A 22,056-nucleotide genomic window follows, 5' to 3' on the forward strand; every position below is an offset into this window, starting at 1 on the left:
TGCATAGCGATTGCGAGAGGCCTTCTCTCATCTTAAGTGCAGCATTGCGTACCAGGTGTGCTTTTCAAGCACACTTTGTTTGCATTCGTGACACACAGTCATCCGCAAAACTATCTAACCAATGATTCAACCCTTTTTCTCCATCAGTTAATGGGGTTGGTCTATCAAAATGAATAGCATAAGATACTTTAAATCCGTACTGTTCAAGTATAGTACTATATTCCCCAATACTTGGAAAATACCATGGGTTTCTTTCTGCTACTTTCATTCCATATTCCCCCGAGAGCACCTCTGTTATTCCCCGAATAACGGTTTGAACATTTCCTTGTCCACCAAATTCAGCTACAAAGCGACCTCCTGGATGTAATGCTAGCTCCACGGATTTGACCACTTTGGTAGCTTGTTTCATCCAATGAAGGGCTGCATTCGAAAAAACAGCATCATACTTTTCATTTGTTCTAAATGTTTCTCCATTTTCAACAAAGAATGGGATTTGAGGATACTTTTTACGGGCCTTCTCAATCATTTCTACTGAGAAATCACTTCCCGTCACAATCGCACCTGACTTAGAAATTTCGTATGTAAGATCTCCGGTTCCACAACCCAAATCAAGTATTTTTTCTCCCTCTTGTGGTTGAAGTAGCTCAACTACTCCTTTTCCTAAGCTAGATACAAAGCTTAATCTATTATCATACAAACCTGCATTCCAAACATTTACAGAACTCATGTAGTAACACTCCCTTGCAAAACTTTAATAAGAATTTATGAAAAAAAAGATAAATCAATATATAAAACTTTTCTGCTTGCCAGTCAAAATCTGACCTCATCCCAATAATGTTATTGGCAACCTTATTAAAACTAAAGAAGCCAATACCTTCATCGTGAGAAAAGCACCAATCTTCCCTTCATAATTCCTTAGTTGTTGTCCAGTCCAAATATATATTTTGTTTTCGAGGAATATTCTTTATCCTTATCAAGAATCCAGAAAGGTAGATGAGGGTGATGAATCGCGTCAGGCAAGCCTTGTGTTTCCAGACAAATACCCAAATATTTACTGGATGGAACACCATAAATTTTGTCGTCAGATGCAAGCTGAGTTCCTGAATAAACGACGACTGCTACTTCATCGGTTTCGATGGTCAATGTTCGCCCACTTTCAGGATCTTGTAAAAGAATTTCCTGACTATGATTGGCATCTAGCAGGAAGGGGTGGTCATATCCTTTACCCGCCAAAACATTTTGTTGATGCTCTGATTCGGCACCAGTTTGAATCAATCTTCCTTTACGAAAATCAAATTCAGTTCCTTCAACATCTAGAATTGTTCCAGTCGGTAGCAATTCCTGATCCAGTTCTAGAAAGGCATTGCTCTTTAATGTCAAAGAATGTGTTAAAGTATCTCTTTTTAAGTTACCACTCAAATTGAAATAAGAGTGATTCGTCATCGTAAGGAGCGTTTTTTGATCTGTTTGGCCATGATAGTTTATCGTCAGTTCATCCTGATCATTCAGAGTGTATGTAATAGCCAATGAAACATTTCCCGGATATCCCGCTTCCCCATCTGGGCTGGTATACGTAAATTTAACTCCAATTTCATTTTCGTTCTCAAAAGCTTCTGCAGTCCATAGAACTTTATCAAACCCATTAAATCCGCCATGAAGATGATTTCCGTTATCGTTTTGCGGTAGGTGATAGGTAATGCCGTCGAGATCAAAGGCTGCTCCCTTAATTCGTCCAGCTACCCTTCCAATAACGGCACCAAAATAGGCGGTTCCCTTTTCATATTCATCCAAAGTATCGTAACCGAGGACAATATTTTCATAGTTTCTATTCCGGTCAGGCGCAATAATTTTTGTAATGGTGCATCCGTAATTAATACAAGAGATTTCTATGCCGTTTCTATTAACCAACGTAAAGGAATCTATGGTTTTGCCTTCTTTTTCTGCAAACTTTTCCTGAATTACTTTCATTTCCGTCACCCTTCCAATTATTTTGTTATAACTGTTCTGTTGAAAATGACAAATCCATATCTTTGCCACACAAAAACCTGGCAAAGATATGGGCATTGTAAAGTTATTATTTCGCTAAACGTATCACATTCCAAGAAAGCTTTGGCAAGAAGGCAGTTACAATTCCATTATCAAAGGCAGCATCGCCATTCGTATGAGGGGCGACAGGTGTTGCCTGTGCTGAATTGGTTTGTTTCAAATCGTCATTTTCAAGGACAATATGTTCAACAACCTTATAGCCTTCAAAATTACGAATATCGCACTCTAGTAGCAGTCCTGCTTCTAAATCTCGGTTCACCGCAAAAATCGTGAGCTCCTCATTTTCTTCATTATAGACAGCTGAAGACTCAAGTTTCGGTACGTCGGTGAAGTCCTTACTATCATATTTTGGGCTTGAAATGATTGGATTCAAGGCAACCCCACGGCCAAATACTGAGGTATGCATAAACGGATAAAAAATTGTTTGTTTCCAGGCTTTTCCGTTCTCTTCTGTCATAATTGGTGCAATAACGTTCACCAATTGGGCCAGGCATGCAATTTTCAAACGATCAGCATGCTTAAGCATGGTAATCAGCATACACCCTACTAATAAAGCATCCTCAAAGTTATAGTGATCCTCAAGCTGCGGAGGAGCAACACTCCAAGGTTCAATTAACTTGTCTGACTCATGCGAATGATACCAGACATTCCACTCATCAAATGCGAGGTTAATCTTCTTTTTGCTACGTTTCTTTGCCTTAATATAGTCGGCAATGGAAATAACCGAACGAATAAAATCATCCATTTCCAGGGATCGGGCCAGATAATTCGCAACGTCATTATCGCGGTTTCCATAGTATTGATGCAGGGAGATAAATTCGACATGGTCGTAGGTGTGATCCAATACGGTTGCTTCCCACTCTGCAAAGGTAGGCATATTCCGATGTGAGCTTCCACAGGCAACAAGCTCAATCGATGGATCGACCCACTTCATTACTTTTGCAGCTTCTGCCGCAATTCTGCCATACTCGTCTGCAGTCTTATGGCCGATTTGCCAAGGACCGTCCATCTCATTACCGAGGCACCATGTTTTAATCTTATGAGGTTCTTTGTATCCATGGGAAATCCTTAGATCACTATAAAAGGAGCCAGATGGATGATTGCAATATTCTACTAAGTTTCTAGCCGCATCAATTCCCCGGGTTCCAAGGTTAACAGCCATATTTACTTCTGAATTGGTAAGTTTTGCCCATTGCATGAATTCATTTGTTCCAATTTCGTTTGTTTCGGTCGTTCTCCAGGCCAGGTCAAGACGGCGGGGTCTTCCTGCTACAGGTCCTACTCCATCTTCCCAATTATAACCAGACACGAAATTACCGCCCGGATACCGAACAAGCGGAACCTGAAGTTCTTTCACCATTTCAATGACATCCTGCCTGAAACCGTTCTCATCTGCCTCTGGATGGTTAGGTTCATAGATTCCCCCGTAAACGGCACGACCAAGGTGTTCAACAAAAGACCCATATATACGCTTATCAATCTCTGCTACCTTAAAATCTTTTTCCAGTATCATTTTCGCCTTATTTTTATTCATCCTCTGTTCATCCTTTCATTCTTCTGTTTTCCAGGATTTTAGAAAAGTAATAGATTAGCTGACAATTTTTAAAATCGCTAGGGCCGAGCAAGATCCTTCTCCCATTTCGGAGCCAATGGAAAAGGGCAGCTGTTCTTTTTGAACTTTGCCCGGTAGCGGACGATCGATCCGCTATGGATACAAGTCGTGCTATAATGCAAGGATGGACATGAATTGCAAAGAGTTAGTCGTTTTAAATAAACATCCTCGGAAACGACTTTCGTCATATCCTCCATAGCCTCAAGCATTAGCTCTTGGACGACCTCTTCTGTCACGATTACACTTTCTACACAACTCTTGCACATACCTTTTTCTCTCATAGTCAAATGTCCCCTATTCAATCGTTAAAACAACAACAGACATTGGAGGAAGCTGAACAGACACTTTATTTTCTAACACTGTAACTTGATTAAAATCCACTGGTTTCACCTTTTCTGGCTCTTCAAAGGTGTTATGGTCATTCATGCTGCCAGCTGTCAAAATTCTTCCGGTCACCCTTGTTTCATTAACAATAAATCCTCGAATATCCAAGTCTAGCCCAGCTTCATTCTTATGATCAAGATTACATAAGCTGATATGGACTTTGCCTTCTGTATTTTTAGACGCTGACACACTGACTTGTGGTAATTTCTCGCCATTGTATTCATAATCGTTTATGTTAGAATCAACTGTCAGTAGTTGTGCATCCTGGTGGACTTTAAACATTTCAAACACATGATAGGTTGGAGTCAGGATCATCTTATCGCCTTCAGTCAAAATCATCGCTTGCAGGACATTGACTGTCTGGGCGATATTGGTCATTTGGACACGGTCGCTATGCTTATGGAAAATATTGAAGTGTACGCCGGCAACCAATGCATCACGAATTGTATTTTGCTGATACAAAAATCCTGGGTTGGTACCTGGCTCAACATCAAACCACGTTCCCCACTCGTCAATGATCATTCCCACCCGTTTCTCAGGATCATATTTATCCATGATGGTACCGTGCTTTGTGATTAATTCTTCCATATGCAGTGATTTTTTCATGGTGATAAACCATTCATCCACCTGGAAATCAAGAGCCGAACCTTTTCCTAACCAGAAGTCTCCTGGGATTGTATAGTAATGTAGGCTCAGCCCATCCATTAACCATCCTGCATTCTTCATCAGCACTTCTGTCCAGTTGTAGTCATCAACATTGGCACCGCCGGCAATTTTATAAATTTTGTTATCGCCATAATTACGTACATACGTCTGGTAACGGCGGTACAAGTCGGCATAATATTCAGGGCGCATGTTTCCGCCACAGCCCCAATTCTCATTGCCAACTCCAAAATACTTTAAGTCCCAAGGCTCCTCCTTGCCATTTTCCCTCCTCCAATTTGCCATTGGCGACTCACCTTCAAAGGTCATGTATTCTACCCATTCAGACATTTCCTGAACAGTACCGCTCCCAACATTTCCACAGATATATGGTTCACAATCAAGCATTTCGCAAAGCATCAAGAATTCATGCGTACCAAAGTGATTGTTCTCAACAACTCCGCCCCAATGCGTGTTGACCATCCGTTTGCGGTTTTCTTTTGGACCGATTCCGTCCTTCCAGTGGTACTCGTCGGCAAAGCAGCCACCCGGCCAGCGAAGTACCGGTACGTGAAGATTTTTCAAGGCCTCAAGGACATCATTGCGTATCCCCTTCGTGTTCTGTATATGAGAATCTTTCCCAACCCAAATTCCTTCATATATACATCTTCCAAGATGTTCAGCGAAGTGGCCGTATATATTTTTATTAATGGTTCCTTTTCCTAAATCTGCGTTTATAACGATAGAGTTTTTCATCGGAATTCTCCTTTTGTTTTGAAGAGCTGAATTTATTTTTCCAACTCTCTTCTTGTAAAATTGAATTACCTGTAAAAGTTATTTAACTACAGCTAAAAGCTGTTCCAGTCCTTCATAAACCTCTCAATACCTGAATCCGTTAATGGATGCTTCCATAATACAGGAAGTAGGGTGCCAGGGATGGTTGCTATGTGGGCACCGGCAAGGGAAGTCTGGACAAAGATGATCCATATTCCGGATACTAGCAGCAATAATTTCCGTTTCATAGTTATAGTTGGAAGGGATTGTTTTTAAGTTCGACCGCTCATTCTTCGCCTCTGCTAATGCCTGTTCAATGGCAGCAAGATTATTTTCTTCTTCTACCCGCAGCACTTGCCAACCATATGCTTCAAACCGTTTTCCCACGTCTTCTGAAAAAGATAGATTTGCTTCCCCATCAAGGGAAATATCGTTAGAATCATAGATCAAAATGAGCTTCCCTAGTTTTAGATGGCCTGCAAGAGAAGCTGCCTCACCCGATATTCCTTCCATTAAGTCGCCATCTCCGCAGATAACATATGTAAAGTGGTCAACAACTGGGAAATCATCCTGGTTATACACCGCAGCCGTATGAGCCTCGGTCATGGCCATTCCGACCCCCATTCCAATACCTTGCCCAAGAGGACCTGTTGTTGCATCAACTCCAGGTGTATGACCAAATTCAGGATGGCCTGGCGTCTTGCTTCCCCATTGTCTGAACTCCTTCAAATCCTCAAGTGTTAGGTCATAGTCACACAGGTGGAGCAGACTGTACAGTAGCATGGAACCATGCCCCGCAGACAATACAAAACGATCTCTATTAAACCATTCAGGATTTGCTGGGTTATGATTCATCACTTTCGTCCAAAGGACATGCCCTGCCGGAGCCATTCCCATCGGCATACCCGGATGACCTGATTTCGCTTTTTCAATGGAATCAATGGCAAGAGTGCGAATCGTGTTTACTGCCTTTTCTTCAATAAGCAATTTATTGATTTTTTCGACCATGTTATCTTCCCTCCAAATAATTAGTAGTCTTAATAAATGAAAGATTTCATAATACGTACAAAGAAAAATCAAAAGTAGTAGATCTACGAAATTCATACAAATGAGTTTTTCAATATTTATTTTATCGTCCAACTTGTACGTATGAGATTAATTAGATTTTACCATTATCAGACTCTTTTTCAATGATTATTTTTGAATTTAATAAATTTTTATATAGAAAGAGAGTAGTTATTAGGTATTTTTAAAATTTGTACGTACTTATCTTATTTATAGATGGTACATAGAAAGAGAGTAGTTATTAGGTATTTTTAAAATTTGTACGTACTTATCTTATTTATAGATGGTACTAGGAATATTTGAATATATAATTAGAATCTCTCAATCTCTCATCGACAAGGAACTTATTAAGGAAGAATCGACCAATTTTTACGGAATGGCATTAAGTATCTTTAACCCGTATACACCACCAGCTATTTTTCCTTCGGTTGATACAAATTTGACTTCAATCTGTTCTTTTCCTTTGGTCAAACCGAATGGAATAGTAAAAACAACATCATAAAGTTTTTCAGGCAAATCCCCTTTAAGTATCTGCTTCGCAATTTCTGTCCCATTAACAAGAATTTTGAAATCACGTACGTATGCTTTTCCATCAAAGTGTAAGACTCGATCGCCGCCAAAATAGGTAATATGTAAATACATTTCTTTTTCAGGCTCAACAGCCATTTCGTAGCAGAAGAAACCGTCGTCACGACTATCCCGCCATCCTCTATGAACAAGATTCAAATATCCAGATTGTGAATTTTGCATTTTTACAGTATGGTCAACCTCTGGTTGTTGTTCATGAGGCTGGACACTATCCACTGTGATGGACTGCAATTTCTCTGTTTCGCTTTGTTCTTTTGTTAAAAACTTTTCATAAGCTTCTTCGTCCATTACATTCCAATATAATGTGTAACGTTGATGGTGTAGGGCGTAAAAAGGAATTAGCGTTAACTTGACATTCCCTGGTTTGCCTACAGACTCCGTTTCAAACGTTAATGGGGCACCTTCTACAGGTTTAATCCATTTAGTTAAATCTGATTCATCTGTCACGAGAGTAGGCACACTTATTAATGCATGGTTATTCAATTTTAAATGATCATCTAAAATATCAGTTTCTGGAAAGTTTTCTGTTCCTAACGCTCCGGCAAGTACAATTGGTCCATACATAAAAGAGATTTTCGTAGATTCATCTTTAGATCTATACGTATGGAGTTCCATTGGAAGCGTGATATCAATTACATCACCATCGTTCCAATTACCTTTAATCGTTAGATAATCTCGATCACTACTAGTGAAGGTTTGTCCCCCGTTAACAGCGGCAGTAACTTCTCCTGCAGCCCAATACGGAACACGAAAATGAACAGTTAAGAACTCATCTTTTGCTTCTTTAATTGTTAATTTTATAGAAGCTGACTCAGGGAATTTGGTTTCTTGTTTGATTTTGATTTTTTTATTCTCTAAGACTATTTCTGATGCTATAAATAAATTCACATACAAGTCATTTTCCTTTTGATGAAAAATACTTCTTGTATAGCGTGCGGGATTTTCCATCCCAGTTCCAGTACAGCACCAAAAAGAATCATTAGGTGAACAATATACTTTGAAATGACCTGGTTGTGTTGAAACAAAGTACGTCTTCATTCCTGTATCTGGATCCTGAGATGCGAGAATATGGTTATACAATGCTCTCTCATAGTAATCCATATATTCCGCTTTATGGGTCCATCTATACAAATGCTCTGTTAGCTTCATCATATTATAGGTATTACATGTTTCAGTTGTCGTGATCCCAAGTTCTTCTGAATTTTCAATTCCGAAATGTTCATTTTTAGAATTTCCACCTATAACATATGAGCGGTTTTGCGTTACTTGATCCCAAAAGAAATGAGCTGCATCACGATAGTATGTTTCGCCAGTTATTTCATAGAGTTTAGCAGCACCTACTACTTTGGGAATTTGAGTATTGGCGTGTTTACCTTCAAGTTCATCAATTCCCTTAGATAATGGGTCAAGAACAGCTTTATGACAGAACCTAATTGCGAGGTCAAGATACTCACGGTTGCCAGTAATCAAATAAAGGTCAGCCATTGCCTCATTCATTCCACCATGTTCACAAATCAGCATTCTTTGAAATTGCTCATCGTTAAGATGATCTGTCCCATTCTTAGCCCAGTCTGCAAGTTTAATCACAACCTCAAGAGCCTTTTCACTATGACAAAGCTGATAGGCATCAATAAGGCCCGCATAGATTTTGTGAATGCTGTACCATGGTACCCATGAATCGCCTAGACTAAAATTTGATACCTCAAAATCCCCACCTGCAAAAACTTTATTGTAGCAGTCTCGAGGAAACCCACTGACATACCCATCAGGATCAAATGCTTGCACAAGTGCAAGTTCGTCTATTGCATAATCCAGTTTTTCTTTTAATTTCTCATCTCCTGTGACCGCATACATTGTTGAAGCAGCAGAAAGCCAATGACCAATTGAATGTCCACTGATCCCCATCGTTTCCCATCCTCCGTAACGAGGTTTTTTCGGTGTCTGAGAGGCGGCATCATAACATGATGCTACGAGTCGATCAACATCTAGATAAAGGAGATATTCTTTTCCGAGCTGCTGTGAGTCTTTGAAAATTCCATCTAAAAGTTTAACATTCTTCATGATTCGTCACCTTCTTATAATTGATATACTCCTATTATGAATGACTATCACGTGAACTAGAATTCACAATACAACAGAATACATATCTTTTTTTTATATTTTTATGTTAATCTAGAAAACAAAAATAAATTTATTTTAAAGGTGATTGGTTTGCATAGTATTAATTTGAATTCATATAGCCTACCATTAGTATGTGATATCGGGTATATACAAGATAAGTACGGAATATATCGACATCCAGATCGAAAAATGGAAAAAATTCATGTGTTTATTTTTGTAATAGAAGGCAGTATACACGTTTTTGAAGATGATACAGAATATCGGATCAACGCAGGATCATATCTTTTTCTCAGAAAAAACATATCTCATTGGGGTGGGGAACTCTATATGCCAGGAACAAAATGGTATTATATTCATTTTTATGATTCTCCACAAAATGAAGTTAAGGAAGATGAAGAATATAAGTACTATCCCAGGTCTTCTATGATTTATGAGGATACATACTCCACTAAAATAAGTCTTCCAAAACAGGGGACGGTCTACAATTCAGACTATATAATCACCAAACTTAAGAACATAGTTTCACTTTATGAAAATCCCCATCCATTACGGCCTTTACAGCTTTCTCTATTAACCTATCAATTTTTTATCGAACTATACTCTAGTCATTTAGAAGAACAGCAAGAATCAAAAAAACATTATATTGTTAATCAGATGATAAAACTTCTAAGAACATCTGAAAGTAATAAATTAACCGGAGAAGAAATTGCAAGTACTCTTGGAATGAATTACGCCTATCTCTGCACATTGTTTAAAAAGGAGACTGGTAGAAGTGTGAAAAGGTATCAGAATGAATTATTAATTGAAAAAGCGATTGAAATGTTTAAAAAAAACGCTGGAAATGTTTCTGAAGTAAGTAATGCACTAGGTTTTTCTAACCCTTTTTACTTTAGTCGTGTATTTAAGGGAATAACAGGTGTACCTCCAACTACTTATATAAATGAAAATTATCGATATCAATGAAATTCTAAGCGCTCTTATAATATAAATTTCGATAATACAAAACAGTGTCGATTCTATCAACACTGTTTTGTATTTGCTATAAAATTAATTCTCTACCCTTTTTAATTTAAATAGTTGTGACTTGAAATCACTAGGAAGAAAATGTGGATTTCTTGTAATGCGGTGATTATCAAGATGAATACCTACACTCATTAATTCATCACCATAGAATGATCAAGATAGTTTCAAAAGCATCGATTCGTGTGGCGATAACTCATAGCTAATCTCATTATTTACCGAAACTAACTGTTCACGCTTCCACAAATCTCTTAGTTGCACTTGCTCAGATGAAGACAAGTTTAATTGATTAAAATCAACTGTAACTTCTTGTTTATCTTCACCAATATTAAATAATGCAACGTATAAGACGTCATCTCCTTGCGCAGTCCATACAACCTTGTCATCTTTTCGATACACTTGGCGAGCACTATGGCTATTTTTATGCACTTCAAGCACTTCTTCATTTGTTAGTAACGACAATGTCCAATTATCATTATCCCGTAGTTCCCCACCAAACATCAGTGGCGAACGAAAGATTGACCATAGCGTCATCATCGTTACTTGCTCATCCTTCGTAAATCGTGTGTAACGGTCACTCGCTCCTCCATCAACTGATCGAATGCCAATATGACCTAAAGGCAGCATGTCTGCATCTGGCCAATATCCCGGCCCACTATTTTTACTCCATTTATAGCAACGATCAAACATATTGTATAGCAATTCCCAAAGATCCCAATAATCATCGGTCATTCTCCACATATTCGCATTCTCTTCTAATAAAGCTGCGTGTTCTAGTGGTGCAGGACCCGGGGAAAGACTTAATACCATCGGACGATCACAACGATCAATCGCTTTCCGAATCATTTTAATTTCTTCAGTGTGTGCGCCGTAAAGCTTAGAATCCGCAATATCGTCTACCTTAACAAAATCCACTTCCCACTCTGCATAAAGCTCAAACAGTGAATCGTAGTATTCCTGAGCGCCTTCTTTTGAAGCATCTACTCCATACATATCTGTATTCCATGGACATATAGAATTAGGTTTAGCAATGTCCCTTGCTGTTATATCTGTTCCTAGTATTTTTGTATTTTGATGTACAGCTTGACGAGGAATCCCTCGCATTATGTGAATCCCAAATTTCAAGCCGAGATCATGTATATAATCAGCTAATGGCTTAAAACCTTTTCCACCCTCTGCAGAAGGAAACCTATTCAGAGCTGGTATTAACCTTGAGTATTCATCCATTTCTAATGGAACAAATGGGCGATATGCCGAAGAAACAGCACCTGGCTCTGACCATTGAATATCAACCACCACGTATTCCCAGCCATACTTTCTCAAATTTGCTGCCATATAATCTGCATTACCTTTTACTTCGTCTTCTCTAACCGTAGCACCATAACAATCCCAACTATTCCACCCCATTGGAGGAGTTAATGCATATTGATGATGTTTCAAGTTTTTTCCCTACCCTTCATTAATAGTTTGGCAGTGTAACATTCGTAGGTGAAATTATTTATGGAATCCACACTAACGAAACGAATTATTTATTACTCTTTTTAAACTCTCTTTATAACTCTACAAAATTACTAATATATTTAATGCTAAAATAATCAAACAACAGCTTGAACGAATGTGTTTTTTTGCTTATAATTTATTTGTACGTACATTTAGGTTATGAAAATTCTTTTTATTTGTCAAGATGTTATAATGTTAATACCTTTTCCTTCATTTAATAATTGATTCTATTGCACTATATCGAAGACATCAACTTAGATTACATTAGGATTAATTAGAGAAATTACAATTACATTACGTTTGCAAAAAAAATGCTTATTGGAGGAATAGTAGATATGAAAGGTGTAACAAGTTGGTATATTCGTATTGGTGAGTGGGCATTTAATTTATTTCTATTAAATATATTATGGCTTTTCTTTTCTTTATTAGGACTTTTTGTACTCGGTATATTTCCAGCTACTGTGGCTCTATTTGCTGTAATTAGAAAATTAATCATGTCAACAGAGAACGTATCTATGTTTAAATTATTTTGGAATACTTTTAAAGTCGAGTTCTTCAAATCTAATCTTCTTGGTTTTATATTTTTAGTAATAGGGTTTGTCTTGTATATTGATTTAAGAGTGTTACAACAATTAGAGACCAACTTTTTCAACCTATGCCTAACGATTATTACTTATATTGTAGGATTTTTATATCTATTGACTTTGTTACATGTATTTCCTATATTTGTTCATTTTAATTTAAAAACTAGAGAATATATCAAATATGCCTTTGTCTTATCAATTGGTAGACCAATACAATCCTTACTAATGATCATAGCATTGGGTATTATGATCATTTTATTAATTAAAGTACCAGGTTTAATTCCTATTTTTGGGATAAGTTTAACCAGCTTTATAATTATGAAAATATCATTTATCTCTTTCCCAAAAGTAAATCCTACTCCCAAATAATCAATAGTCAATTTCCGCTCTATTTTTCGATTAAATAAGTGTTGATAAACCTATAGAAAAACGCATTGGAAATTCAAAGGGATCCCCAAATGCGTTTTTCTATTTTTAAGTTCTTTTTAATCAATTAATTTCTGAAAGCTATCTCTATCTTTCTATTTAATTATCCCTTGACCGATCCAATCATAACGCCTTTTTCAAAATATTTTTGTAAAAACGGATAAACAACTAAAATCGGTAAGGTAGAAACAATGATAACCCCATATTTAATTTGATCCGCGTATCTTTGAGCATATCCACCACCAGCACCTCCACTGCCAGCACCTTCAGCGAATACCTGGTTTGAAATAAGAATATCTCTCAACACAATTTGTAACGGTTGTAAACTATAATCTCTAATGTAAATCAAACCCGTAAAGAAATCATTCCAATGCCAAACTAGATAATAGAGTCCAATTACGGATATTACCGCTTTTGATAATGGCAATACTATTTTCGTGAAAAATTTAAAGTGATTACATCCATCCATAATAGCCGCTTCATACATTTCATTAGGTATCGTACTTTCAAAAAATGTTCTTGTGATAATAAGGTTAAATACATTTACTGTAACTGGATTAAAGATAAATACCCACATTGTATCGATCATGGATAAATCTTTCATCAATAGATATGTAGGTATTAGCCCCCCATTAAAAAACATCGTGAATACAAAGAAAAACATTAACGGACGTCTTGCTCTAAACTCGTGTCTTGATAGTGCATATGCTGCCGGTAATGTAAATAACAAGTTAACAAAGGTACCACCTAATGCATAGATCATTGTATTTCTATAACCAATCCATATTCTTGAATCTTGCAAAATTTCCTGGTATCCAAAAAGACTAAAGCCTTTTGGGAAAAGTAGAACTTGCCCAGTAGAAACAAGAGTCGAATCACTGACAGACGCGATAACGACAAAATACAAAGGATAGGCAACGACTAAGAATACTAAAGCACATGTCGTATAGACAAAAATATCGAACAGTAATTCAGTGTAATTTTTAGTTTTTAGAAAGCTCATGATCTTCCCTCCTTGCAAAGTAGATTGAACGACTTTTAATTACCACAAACTAATTTTCGAAGTTCTTTTTGCAATATAATTCATTAATAACAATAAAGTAAAATTAATTAAGGTATTAAACAAACCAATGGCTGCGGCATAACTGAATTGATTAGAAATAATACCGATTTTATATACATACGTTTCAATAACCTCTGAAACTGGAAGGTTTAAAGAATTTTGCATGAGATAGATCTTTTCGAATCCTGTGCTAATGATATGCCCCATATTTAGAATGAGGAGGATAATAATCGTTGGAATAATAGCTGGAATTTCTACATTCCGGATAATCTGCCACCTATTAGCCCCATCAATCTTAGCAGCATCGTATAATTGTGGATCAACGCTAGCGAGGGCTGCCAAATAAATAATACTATTCCAACCAACATGTTGCCATATGTCAGAAAGTACGTAGACCGGCACAAACGTTTTTGTAGAAGCTAATAAGTTCAATTCCTCAAAACCTAGTTTAGTAACTAGGAGTCCTATAATACCGGTGTTTGGTGATAAAAGAACATTTAACAACCCTACTAACACCACTAATGATATAAAATGTGGTAAATAGACTGTTGTCTGGAGGATTTTTTTTCCTCGCTTCCATTTAATTTGATTTATTAACAATGCTAAAATAATCGGAGCAGGAAAACCGATTAGAATAGTTGTTAAACTAATCACAACTGTGTTTCTTAAAAGATCTATGAACATATGACTATTTATAAATTGTTCAAAGTATTTTAGTCCTACCCATTCTCCCCCAGTAAGTCCTGCGGTAAAGTCATATTCACGAAAGGCTAATTGAATTCCGTACATCGGAATGTAGTTAAATATAATGACACAAATAATCGCAGGAAGAATTAATAGCCACAATTGATAATCACGTTTAAACGTATTATAGATTGTTTTCTTTTTTTGCAAAGGAATTAGGGGTATGTTTTCAACTTTTTGAGTTTGAGAGTTTATAAAGGGCATCAAAAAATTCTCCTTTATTTATAGAAGATGCTATACCAAAAAATTAGCGGTATAGCATCTTCCTAATTATTTATTACGTTAAGCTTTTAATGAAGTCTATTGTAATTTAGTTTTATACTCATCATAGTATTTTTGGGTGGTATCAATATTTTTTTGAATGCCAATTTGATTCATTTTTTCAACGTAAGCATTCCATTCAGAATCAACGCCACCTTTTGTAACCCATTTAGAGAAATTCGCCATCGCTAGGTTCATTAGTTCAGTGTTAACTAGACTCATTGCATTATTATCTTCTTCAGAATATTTCAAGAACGTTCCAGGTAATACATCGTTTTCCGTATCAACAGCATCCAATGCACTCTGAAGCGCTTCAGTTTGCTGATCAACTGATTGCATATCTGTACCTAAAGTTAGTTCTAATGAATCTGAAATATACAACGGTCCATTATCCGCCCACGAAGATGTCCATTTCCACGTACCCGGATCCATCTTTTCATCTCCTGGAGGAAGAATGCTGTATGTTTTGTCACCATTATCTTGAATGTTAGTACCTAGAGAACCAAACAATACCTGCATACTAACCTTTGGATCATACAATTCATTAATAAATTTCATAGCAGCAGCTTTGTCTTTTGTTTTTGATGACATTTGAATCATGTTAACACCATAGTTCAATACATCATAATCATACGTCCATGAAGTCTGTACTGTAGAGCTAGCATCCACTTTTAATGGTGCAAGAGAAGAATATTGTGGTGCCAATTCATTACCGAATCTGTCTGTTAGTTCCCAACCATACGTATAACCAACCTTTGCAGTTTCTCCTTTACCACGAGCAACTGATTGAAATTTGGTATAATCCTGAGTAAATGCTTCAGCACTAATCAATTTCTCTTTATAAAGCTTGTTTAAAAATTCAACAACTTGTTTATAACGTTCGTCTACAAAGAAATTGTTCACTTTACCATCTTCAGCAAAATACCCTTGGCCACCGCCACCAACGATCGTCATACCAGTACTACCCAATAGAACTGTAGGGTGGAAGAAACCAAATCCACCAGTTGCAACAGGGGCAAAGTCCATAGGTATTTCATCATTTGGATCACCATTACCATTTGCATCTTCTTCTTTAAACGCTTTCAGAACAGTGTATAATTCATCCCAATTTGTTGGTTGTTCTAAACCTAAGTTGTCTAACCATTGTTGATTGATAAATTGTCTTGTCGCAGTATCAGGCCAATATCTTTGATATTTAGGTAAACCATAAATTTCCCCATTAAGCTGCGTTGAAATAACTTTTAATTCAGACTTTTCTTCAAACATGGTCTCTATATTTGGTGCGTGTTCTTCGATTAATGGTGTTAAATCTTCAAATAGTCCTTTGAATTTTGAGAAGTCTGCGTCCGTAATTGCGTTTGGACCAACGATTAGATCTGGAATATCACCACCGGCAAGCATTGCACCTTTTTTCTGCTCCCAATCTGCCGTTACCTCTTCCCATTTAATGTCTACGCCTGCACGTTTCTCTGCTTCCTCTAACCATTCCATTTTGTTAACATCTTTTGTTAGCGGGTGTTTTGTAATAAGTCCGGTTAAGACAACTCTTCCATCTTCTGTTACCTCTGGTTCTTTACTTGCTTCATTGCTACATGCTACCAACGTAGTCGTAGCCAAACAAGTGGTTACTAACAAAGATAATAACTTTTTCTTTTTCATTTCATTTCCCCCTTATATCATTTTTAAAAATAGCTTCAGTAAAAAAAATAACAGCTTCATACCTGTGAAAATGGTCAGTTAAAATTACACAAGTTTCATTTCTGAAGTTCATCTACTGTCGACGTTTCACTTACCGTTCCAATTATTTGAAAAGTAAGACACCGAAACTGTTGCAATGCTTAAAGGAGAAATTGAGTGTTTATTAAGAAATTTAAAAGAACCGGCTGATGACTATAAGAATCAGCTTAAAAATGAAAGTATTTTAACCTAACTTATTGTCCCTCCCTTCAGGTAGCTTCAATAATTCTGTTGCACTAACAACTTAATAAATTTGTGTAATTGGTTTTCCGTAAGTTTTGTTAGCGCTTACAATACAAACAGTTATTATACGGTTTGTATTGAGTTGTTAATTCCAAGTACTAATTTATTAGAGTATACAACGTTTTTTACTTATTCAGATGTTGTACGAATGTCTATTTAAAACCGTACATTCGTCCAAACTTATCCGTATAAGTTTATTGTAGACAATTTTCTCAATATTTTCAATGATTAATTTTTTATTTATCTTAAATTAAATGACACTTATCCGTATATGTTAAACTATTTGGACTTTACCAACTCAATAGCAAGTTCCAAGAATTGAAAAAATCTTATCGTATTATTAATGCTCACCAAGAAGTAACCTCGGTTGCGGCTTTTTCGGGCACTATCTCACATAGTAAAGCAACAAGTTTAATTTCATTAAGTAAAGAGGAGCCTCCATTTTCAAGGGGCTCCCCAAGTTTTTCATATAGAAATTTTGGAAATCATTTATTTTAGCAGTGATTCAGCAAGATCAATCAAAACTTCAGCTTGTTCAGCAGTAAGTCCTTTATCACTCTTTGCTTTAACTTGATTAATATATGCACCTATCTGTCCATTTCTTGCATGTATTTTTCCCATCTCTTCAGATGATTTTGCTGCATCAAGCTTGTTAATAAATGGTTTAGGATTATTATTCTTGTCACCACTTTGTGCAAGGAATTGTTCTGTTAAACTAACTAAGCTATCATAGTCTACAGTAATCATAATGTTTAGTGATGCACTTGAGTTATTTCCTGCTTTATCAGTAGCATCTGCTATTATAGAATAAGCTCCTAACCCAAGCTGATAAGCAGGTGTCTTCATATCCTTGCATGATGAGGAGGCGATCCCGGAAAGCGCATCCTCTGCTAAGCATGTAACATTCACTTCTTGGTCCACTCCAAACTTAGTATCATCTTTGACTGAAAAAGTAATCGTTGGAGCTGTTTGATCAAGATTGATTTCTACCGATTTCTTCTCTTCACGATTACCTGCCTTATCGATACTCCAGTAGTGTAAAAGATGTTTGCCATCTTCCGATATCTTTACTGAATTACCAGTTTGTTCGGCCCCTTCATTTAAATTGTAATGAGTTGTTTCAACACCAGAATCGTTGTCTTCAGTAGTAAAGCTAACCGTAACTGGCTCACGATACCAACCATTGTTTTCATTACCCTCAATTTCATGCTTTGTTACCGGTGCGATCTTATCAGGTACTTCTACTTCCGGGATTTCACCTGAATCATAGTAACTGATAATTTCCTCTTCTGTTAGGGCTATTGCATCATAAATGAGTAGCTCATCCATTAAGCCTTTATATGGAATATCCCAATAGTTTACACCTAAGCCAAAAATGGCATCAGTAGTAGTAAATATATCGGAGAATTCAGTTCCCGTGAACGTTTTAACACCGTTAAAATAAATAGCCAATTCACCATTGTCAACAGTAAATGCGACGTGTGACCATTCATTTTCTTTGATTTTCATATTGGTGTTAGCATCATACCATCCATTACTTGAAGACCAAATCATCGTATTATTGTTGACCCAGTCACCACCACTAGGTACAAAGCTTAACCAATTTTCAGTATTCCGCGCTCCAAAGAAAGCCGTTGTAAAGTTTGTTATTTGGTCTGGTTTAAGCCACAATGAAACCGTATATTGATTGCTTGAAATTAGACCATCTGGTAAGCGGATACCTGATGCACCATCAAACACAGTAGCTTGTCCAACTTTACCACTCACATAAGAATGGGATCCGCCTGTATTAGTGATTTTATCACCGGTAACCGTAGCCGGATCAACATGATCCGTACTATCTGCTAAATTATCCTCAAAAGCATAGTGAGCAACTAATTTACCCTCTTTTTGTGGTAAAACAGTAATTGAAAAGGTTTTAGTCGCCGATCTATCACCTTTTGTCATTGTTGCTGTCAGTGTAACAGTTACATTCTCTACGCCAGTTGGACGCGTCACAATTCCTTGCTCAGACACAACCTCAGGATTAGAAGACTGCCAAGTAATTTCAGTTTGGCGTAAACCTTCAGAGGGAAGGATTAGGTTACTAATAACATTGCTTGTATCACCAAGATCTAGATCGTTTTTTACAGCTTCTACGATTTCATCATCTGGTTTAGTTTCTGTTTTACTACCCCAGATTGAAACACCTTCATTTGATGAAGCAGTGAAAGTCATTACGTAACTTTCTGAAGTTGGATCCCACTGACGTATAAATACACCGTCATAGGTACTTCCATCCACTTTCAATGCCGCTTTGTTATCACCAGTTAATTCCCACGTGCCATTAACTTCTCCAGAAATCGTTCCGTCATTATTTAAGCTTACATTAATTGATTCTTTAATATCTGAAGAAATATCTTTGCCATGATTAATAAATTTGTACTCTCCACTAATATCTGATTCTGAAACATTTTCTAATGATTCACCTGCATATCGATATGGTGAAACGACAGGCCAACCTTTATCGTTCATATGCATTTTATGAACACGAACTTCATGTTGCTCACCTTTTTCAGGAAAGCGTGTATGGAAGATTAAATATTGCTCATCTGTCTCTTCATCATAGTAGACTGAATTGTGCCCTGGAGAAACATATCCATTACCAATACCTGTTCCAGTCTCGCCTATTTCTCTAGTAAACAAGAAATTACCCATCAATTTTACGCCATAAGGTTCAATTGATGCGTCATCAAAAATCGGAAGAGTAGGATCAGCTTTTACGTTGATCATATCATTTCCTTCCGCATCATAATAAGGTCCATCAGGGTTTTCAGAGCGGACAACACGCATGTTATAACCACCAGATGAATCTAAACCACCAAATGAAAGATACATATAATAATAGTCTGTTACTGGGTTGTATTGGACATAGGGAGCCTCAATTCTACTATGATTTCCTCCAAGTAGTTTTTTCCCATAGCCTTGATCAGGTATCGGCTTGCCTGTTTCAGTGTCTAATTCAAGAATAAAAATCCCTCCTGAATAAGAACCATACATCATCCACAGTTTTCCTTCAGCATCAAAGAACACATCTGGATCTACAGTATTCGGATGAATTTTCGCGTCATAAATTGTCCCATCCTCACTTATTTCGTCCCACATACCTGATTTCAAAATAATTCCGGTATCCTCATAAGGACCTTCAACAGAATCTGCGACTGCTATACCAAGTGCGGATCGCGGAGAATCACCCTTACAAGCATTGTAGTACATATAGTACTTACCATCTTCAAGCTGAATAACATCAGAAGCCCATAAGGTATCTGACTGAGCCCAATCAAATGTTTCTTTAAGTTCCTCCACGACATTTTCAAACAACGGGTTATCTGGATTAACTTCTGATGCAAAACGTTCCCATTGCATAAAATCCTCTGATTTAGCCGCTGCTAAGTGAGATCCGAACACATAAAACGAGTCATTTACACTAATAACAGATGGGTCATGTACTGATGCATCTTTAAAAACAGGCACCTCTTCTGCTTGAACCTCAGGATCGTAAGTAAAAACTGAACCTGGAATAATAAATACAATCGCAAAGAAAACAATCAACAACCTTCGAAAAATGTTTCTTTTCATTTTCCCCATCCCCTTTCCTTTATTAATAAAAGGTACCAACAAATTCATAAAGACTTGCGTTGGTACCTTTTGCATTGTTAATATTCATTTATTAAAAAGGTACGATGACTGAATAAGTGAATAGCCCGAGTTATTTAAAAACAACATCGTTCCAGCGTAATTCATTTTTGAATGCATGTTTATTTGTGTCATTATTAATTAATACACATTCAATTCCAACTAATTCAGCCCAGTCTCTTAATTGTTCTGTTGTAACTTTGTAAGAAAATACTGTATGGTGAGCACCACCAGCGATAATCCAGTTCTCTGCACCTTCGCTTAGAGATGGCTGAGGTGTCCAAAGTACTCTTGCAACTGGTAGGTTTGGTAAGTCAATTTCAGGTTGTTTAGCATCAACTTCGTTAACAACTAGACGGAAACGATGTCCAATATCAATAATTGATGCATTAAGTGCTGCACCGCTTTTGCCGTCAAAGATTATTCGAGCAGGATCTTCTTTACCACCAATACCTAGAGGATATACAGCTACTTTTGGTTTCGTTGCTGAAATCGTTGGGCAAATTTCAAGCATATGTGATCCTAGTACAAGCTCATTTCCAGGCTCAAAGTGATAGGTGTAATCTTCCATGAATGAAGTATCTTCATTGTCAGCAATAATTTTTAATGTACGAAGTAGTGCTGCAGTTTTCCAGTCACCTTCACCAGCAAATCCATAGCCTTGCGCCATTAAGCGTTGAACAGCAAGTCCTGGTAATTGCTTCATGCCGTGTAAGTCTTCGAAGGTTGTTGTAAATGCTGTGTAATTTTCTTCCTCTAGGAAGGCTTTCATGCCCAGCTCGATTCTTGCTTGGTAACGAATTGATTCGCGAACAGCAGATCCTTCTTCCAATCCTTCAGGTACAATATCGTATTCTCTTGCATACTCTTCCATTAGCTGATCAACTTCTTGTTCAGTTACATCATTCATTCGTTGAACTAAGTCACCGATTCCATAACCATTAACTGTCCAGCCAAGTTTAATTTGTGCCTCAACTTTATCTCCTTCAGTAACTGCCGCTCTGCGCATGTTATCACCGAAGCGTGCAACTTTTAAGTGTTGTCCTTCTGAAAAAGCAACAGAGGTACGCATCCAGCTACCAATTTTGCTTCTTACTTCACCATTTCCCCAATGACCTACAACAACTTTTCTTTTTACATTCAATCTGCTTCCAATAAACCCAAATTCACGGTCACCATGTGCCGATTGGTTTGTGTTCATGAAGTCCATATCAATGCTATCCCAAGGGATGTCACGGTTAAATTGAGTGTGAAGATGAAGAATTGGTTTTTGTAATGCTGAAAGACCAGCAATCCACATTTTAGCAGGTGAAAATGTATGCATCCATGTGATAATACCAGCACAGTTCTCATTAGCATTTGCTTCTAAACAAAATCTACGAATGGAATCTGCTTCTTTTAATACAGATTTAAATACGAGTTTATATGTAACCGTTGGGTCATGATCAAGAGCTTCTGTAATGACTCTTGAATTTGCCTCTACTTCTCTAAGTGTGTCTTCTCCGTACAAGCCTTGGCTACCTGTTACGAACCAGAATTCATATGGTTTAACTGTCAGCATCTATGTTTCC

Annotated in this window: 14 protein-coding genes and 2 pseudogenes; 2 read left to right on the forward strand and 14 right to left on the reverse strand. The window is 37.1% G+C overall.

The genetic code is table 11. The features are described 5' to 3' along the window. Positions 1–64: 64 nt before the first annotated feature. From ACFFIX_RS15170 to ACFFIX_RS15205, 8 genes and pseudogenes are all read right to left on the reverse strand, one after another. On the reverse strand, positions 65–727 hold the full coding sequence (locus ACFFIX_RS15170) for a class I SAM-dependent methyltransferase (RefSeq protein ID WP_378935416.1): 663 nt from the start codon (positions 725–727) through the stop codon (positions 65–67). 188 nt (positions 728–915) lie between these two features. Further along, the gene (locus ACFFIX_RS15175; RefSeq protein ID WP_378935417.1) at positions 916–1,968 is read right to left on the reverse strand and encodes an aldose epimerase family protein; all 1,053 of its coding nucleotides are present in this window, start codon (positions 1,966–1,968) and stop codon (positions 916–918) included. 106 nt (positions 1,969–2,074) lie between these two features. Continuing rightward, positions 2,075–3,580 (reverse strand): arabinosylfuranosidase ArfA, encoded by a 1,506-nt coding sequence (gene arfA / locus ACFFIX_RS15180; RefSeq protein WP_378935418.1) that lies wholly within the window; start codon positions 3,578–3,580, stop codon positions 2,075–2,077. 77 nt (positions 3,581–3,657) lie between these two features. Then, complete coding sequence (locus tag ACFFIX_RS15185; protein ID WP_378935419.1) at positions 3,658–3,939, reverse strand: DUF6171 family protein; 282 nt, start codon at positions 3,937–3,939, stop codon at positions 3,658–3,660. A 13-nt stretch (positions 3,940–3,952) separates the two neighbouring features. Further along, the gene (locus ACFFIX_RS15190; protein WP_378935420.1) at positions 3,953–5,440 is read right to left on the reverse strand and encodes an alpha-N-arabinofuranosidase; all 1,488 of its coding nucleotides are present in this window, start codon (positions 5,438–5,440) and stop codon (positions 3,953–3,955) included. 92 nt (positions 5,441–5,532) lie between these two features. Continuing rightward, positions 5,533–5,737: pseudogene (locus tag ACFFIX_RS15195) on the reverse strand (transaldolase family protein); the annotation flags it as partial. After that, positions 5,738–6,466: pseudogene (locus ACFFIX_RS15200) on the reverse strand (thiamine pyrophosphate-binding protein); the annotation flags it as partial. Between the two features lie 426 nt (positions 6,467–6,892). Then, the gene (locus tag ACFFIX_RS15205; protein ID WP_378935421.1) at positions 6,893–9,172 is read right to left on the reverse strand and encodes a beta-L-arabinofuranosidase domain-containing protein; all 2,280 of its coding nucleotides are present in this window, start codon (positions 9,170–9,172) and stop codon (positions 6,893–6,895) included. A 150-nt stretch (positions 9,173–9,322) separates the two neighbouring features. Between ACFFIX_RS15205 and ACFFIX_RS15210 the strand changes: the two genes are divergently transcribed. Continuing rightward, a complete protein-coding gene (locus ACFFIX_RS15210) occupies positions 9,323–10,195 on the forward strand; it encodes a helix-turn-helix domain-containing protein (RefSeq protein WP_378935423.1) in 873 nt (290 codons plus the stop codon). Between the two features lie 213 nt (positions 10,196–10,408). On the opposite strand, the gene ACFFIX_RS15215 is transcribed toward ACFFIX_RS15210, so the two are convergent. Next, positions 10,409–11,692, reverse strand: coding sequence for a glycoside hydrolase family 27 protein (locus ACFFIX_RS15215; protein WP_378935425.1), 1,284 nt, complete (start codon positions 11,690–11,692; stop codon positions 10,409–10,411). A gap of 395 nt (positions 11,693–12,087) precedes the next feature. Between ACFFIX_RS15215 and ACFFIX_RS15220 the strand changes: the two genes are divergently transcribed. Then, a complete protein-coding gene (locus ACFFIX_RS15220; protein ID WP_378935427.1) occupies positions 12,088–12,705 on the forward strand; it encodes a YesL family protein in 618 nt (205 codons plus the stop codon). Between the two features lie 160 nt (positions 12,706–12,865). Here the strand turns inward: ACFFIX_RS15220 and ACFFIX_RS15225 are convergent, their stop codons facing one another. The 5 genes from ACFFIX_RS15225 to araA all read right to left on the reverse strand — a co-directional run bounded on the left by ACFFIX_RS15225 (position 12,866) and on the right by araA (position 22,046). After that, a complete protein-coding gene (locus ACFFIX_RS15225) occupies positions 12,866–13,765 on the reverse strand; it encodes a carbohydrate ABC transporter permease (RefSeq protein ID WP_378935429.1) in 900 nt (299 codons plus the stop codon). Between the two features lie 39 nt (positions 13,766–13,804). Then, positions 13,805–14,719 (reverse strand): ABC transporter permease, encoded by a 915-nt coding sequence (locus ACFFIX_RS15230; RefSeq protein ID WP_378935431.1) that lies wholly within the window; start codon positions 14,717–14,719, stop codon positions 13,805–13,807. Between the two features lie 150 nt (positions 14,720–14,869). Then, positions 14,870–16,489, reverse strand: coding sequence for a type 2 periplasmic-binding domain-containing protein (locus tag ACFFIX_RS15235; protein WP_378935433.1), 1,620 nt, complete (start codon positions 16,487–16,489; stop codon positions 14,870–14,872). Between the two features lie 810 nt (positions 16,490–17,299). Beyond that, complete coding sequence (gene abnB / locus ACFFIX_RS15240; protein WP_378935435.1) at positions 17,300–20,428, reverse strand: arabinan endo-1,5-alpha-L-arabinosidase AbnB; 3,129 nt, start codon at positions 20,426–20,428, stop codon at positions 17,300–17,302. A gap of 130 nt (positions 20,429–20,558) precedes the next feature. Further along, positions 20,559–22,046: an L-arabinose isomerase gene (gene araA, locus ACFFIX_RS15245; RefSeq protein ID WP_378935437.1), complete on the reverse strand. Its 1,488-nt coding sequence runs from the start codon at positions 22,044–22,046 to the stop codon at positions 20,559–20,561. Between the last annotated feature and the right edge of the window lie 10 nt (positions 22,047–22,056).

This window comes from Metabacillus herbersteinensis, assembly GCF_042433335.1.
Taxonomy (GTDB): Bacteria; Bacillota; Bacilli; order Bacillales; family Bacillaceae; genus Metabacillus; species Metabacillus herbersteinensis.

What these genes read in the sequence shown, in the direction of transcription:
- ACFFIX_RS15170 (WP_378935416.1), bottom strand. Translation starts at nt 727, where the DNA reads ATGAGTTCTGTAAATGTTTGGAATGCAGGTTTGTATGATAATAGATTA.
- ACFFIX_RS15175 (WP_378935417.1), bottom strand. Translation starts at nt 1,968, where the DNA reads ATGAAAGTAATTCAGGAAAAGTTTGCAGAAAAAGAAGGCAAAACCATA.
- araA (WP_378935437.1), bottom strand. Translation starts at nt 22,046, where the DNA reads ATGCTGACAGTTAAACCATATGAATTCTGGTTCGTAACAGGTAGCCAA.
- arfA (WP_378935418.1), bottom strand. Translation starts at nt 3,580, where the DNA reads ATGAATAAAAATAAGGCGAAAATGATACTGGAAAAAGATTTTAAGGTA.
- ACFFIX_RS15220 (WP_378935427.1), top strand. Translation starts at nt 12,088, where the DNA reads ATGAAAGGTGTAACAAGTTGGTATATTCGTATTGGTGAGTGGGCATTT.
- ACFFIX_RS15235 (WP_378935433.1), bottom strand. Translation starts at nt 16,489, where the DNA reads ATGAAAAAGAAAAAGTTATTATCTTTGTTAGTAACCACTTGTTTGGCT.
- ACFFIX_RS15225 (WP_378935429.1), bottom strand. Translation starts at nt 13,765, where the DNA reads ATGAGCTTTCTAAAAACTAAAAATTACACTGAATTACTGTTCGATATT.
- abnB (WP_378935435.1), bottom strand. Translation starts at nt 20,428, where the DNA reads ATGAAAAGAAACATTTTTCGAAGGTTGTTGATTGTTTTCTTTGCGATT.
- ACFFIX_RS15205 (WP_378935421.1), bottom strand. Translation starts at nt 9,172, where the DNA reads ATGAAGAATGTTAAACTTTTAGATGGAATTTTCAAAGACTCACAGCAG.
- ACFFIX_RS15185 (WP_378935419.1), bottom strand. Translation starts at nt 3,939, where the DNA reads ATGAGAGAAAAAGGTATGTGCAAGAGTTGTGTAGAAAGTGTAATCGTG.
- ACFFIX_RS15190 (WP_378935420.1), bottom strand. Translation starts at nt 5,440, where the DNA reads ATGAAAAACTCTATCGTTATAAACGCAGATTTAGGAAAAGGAACCATT.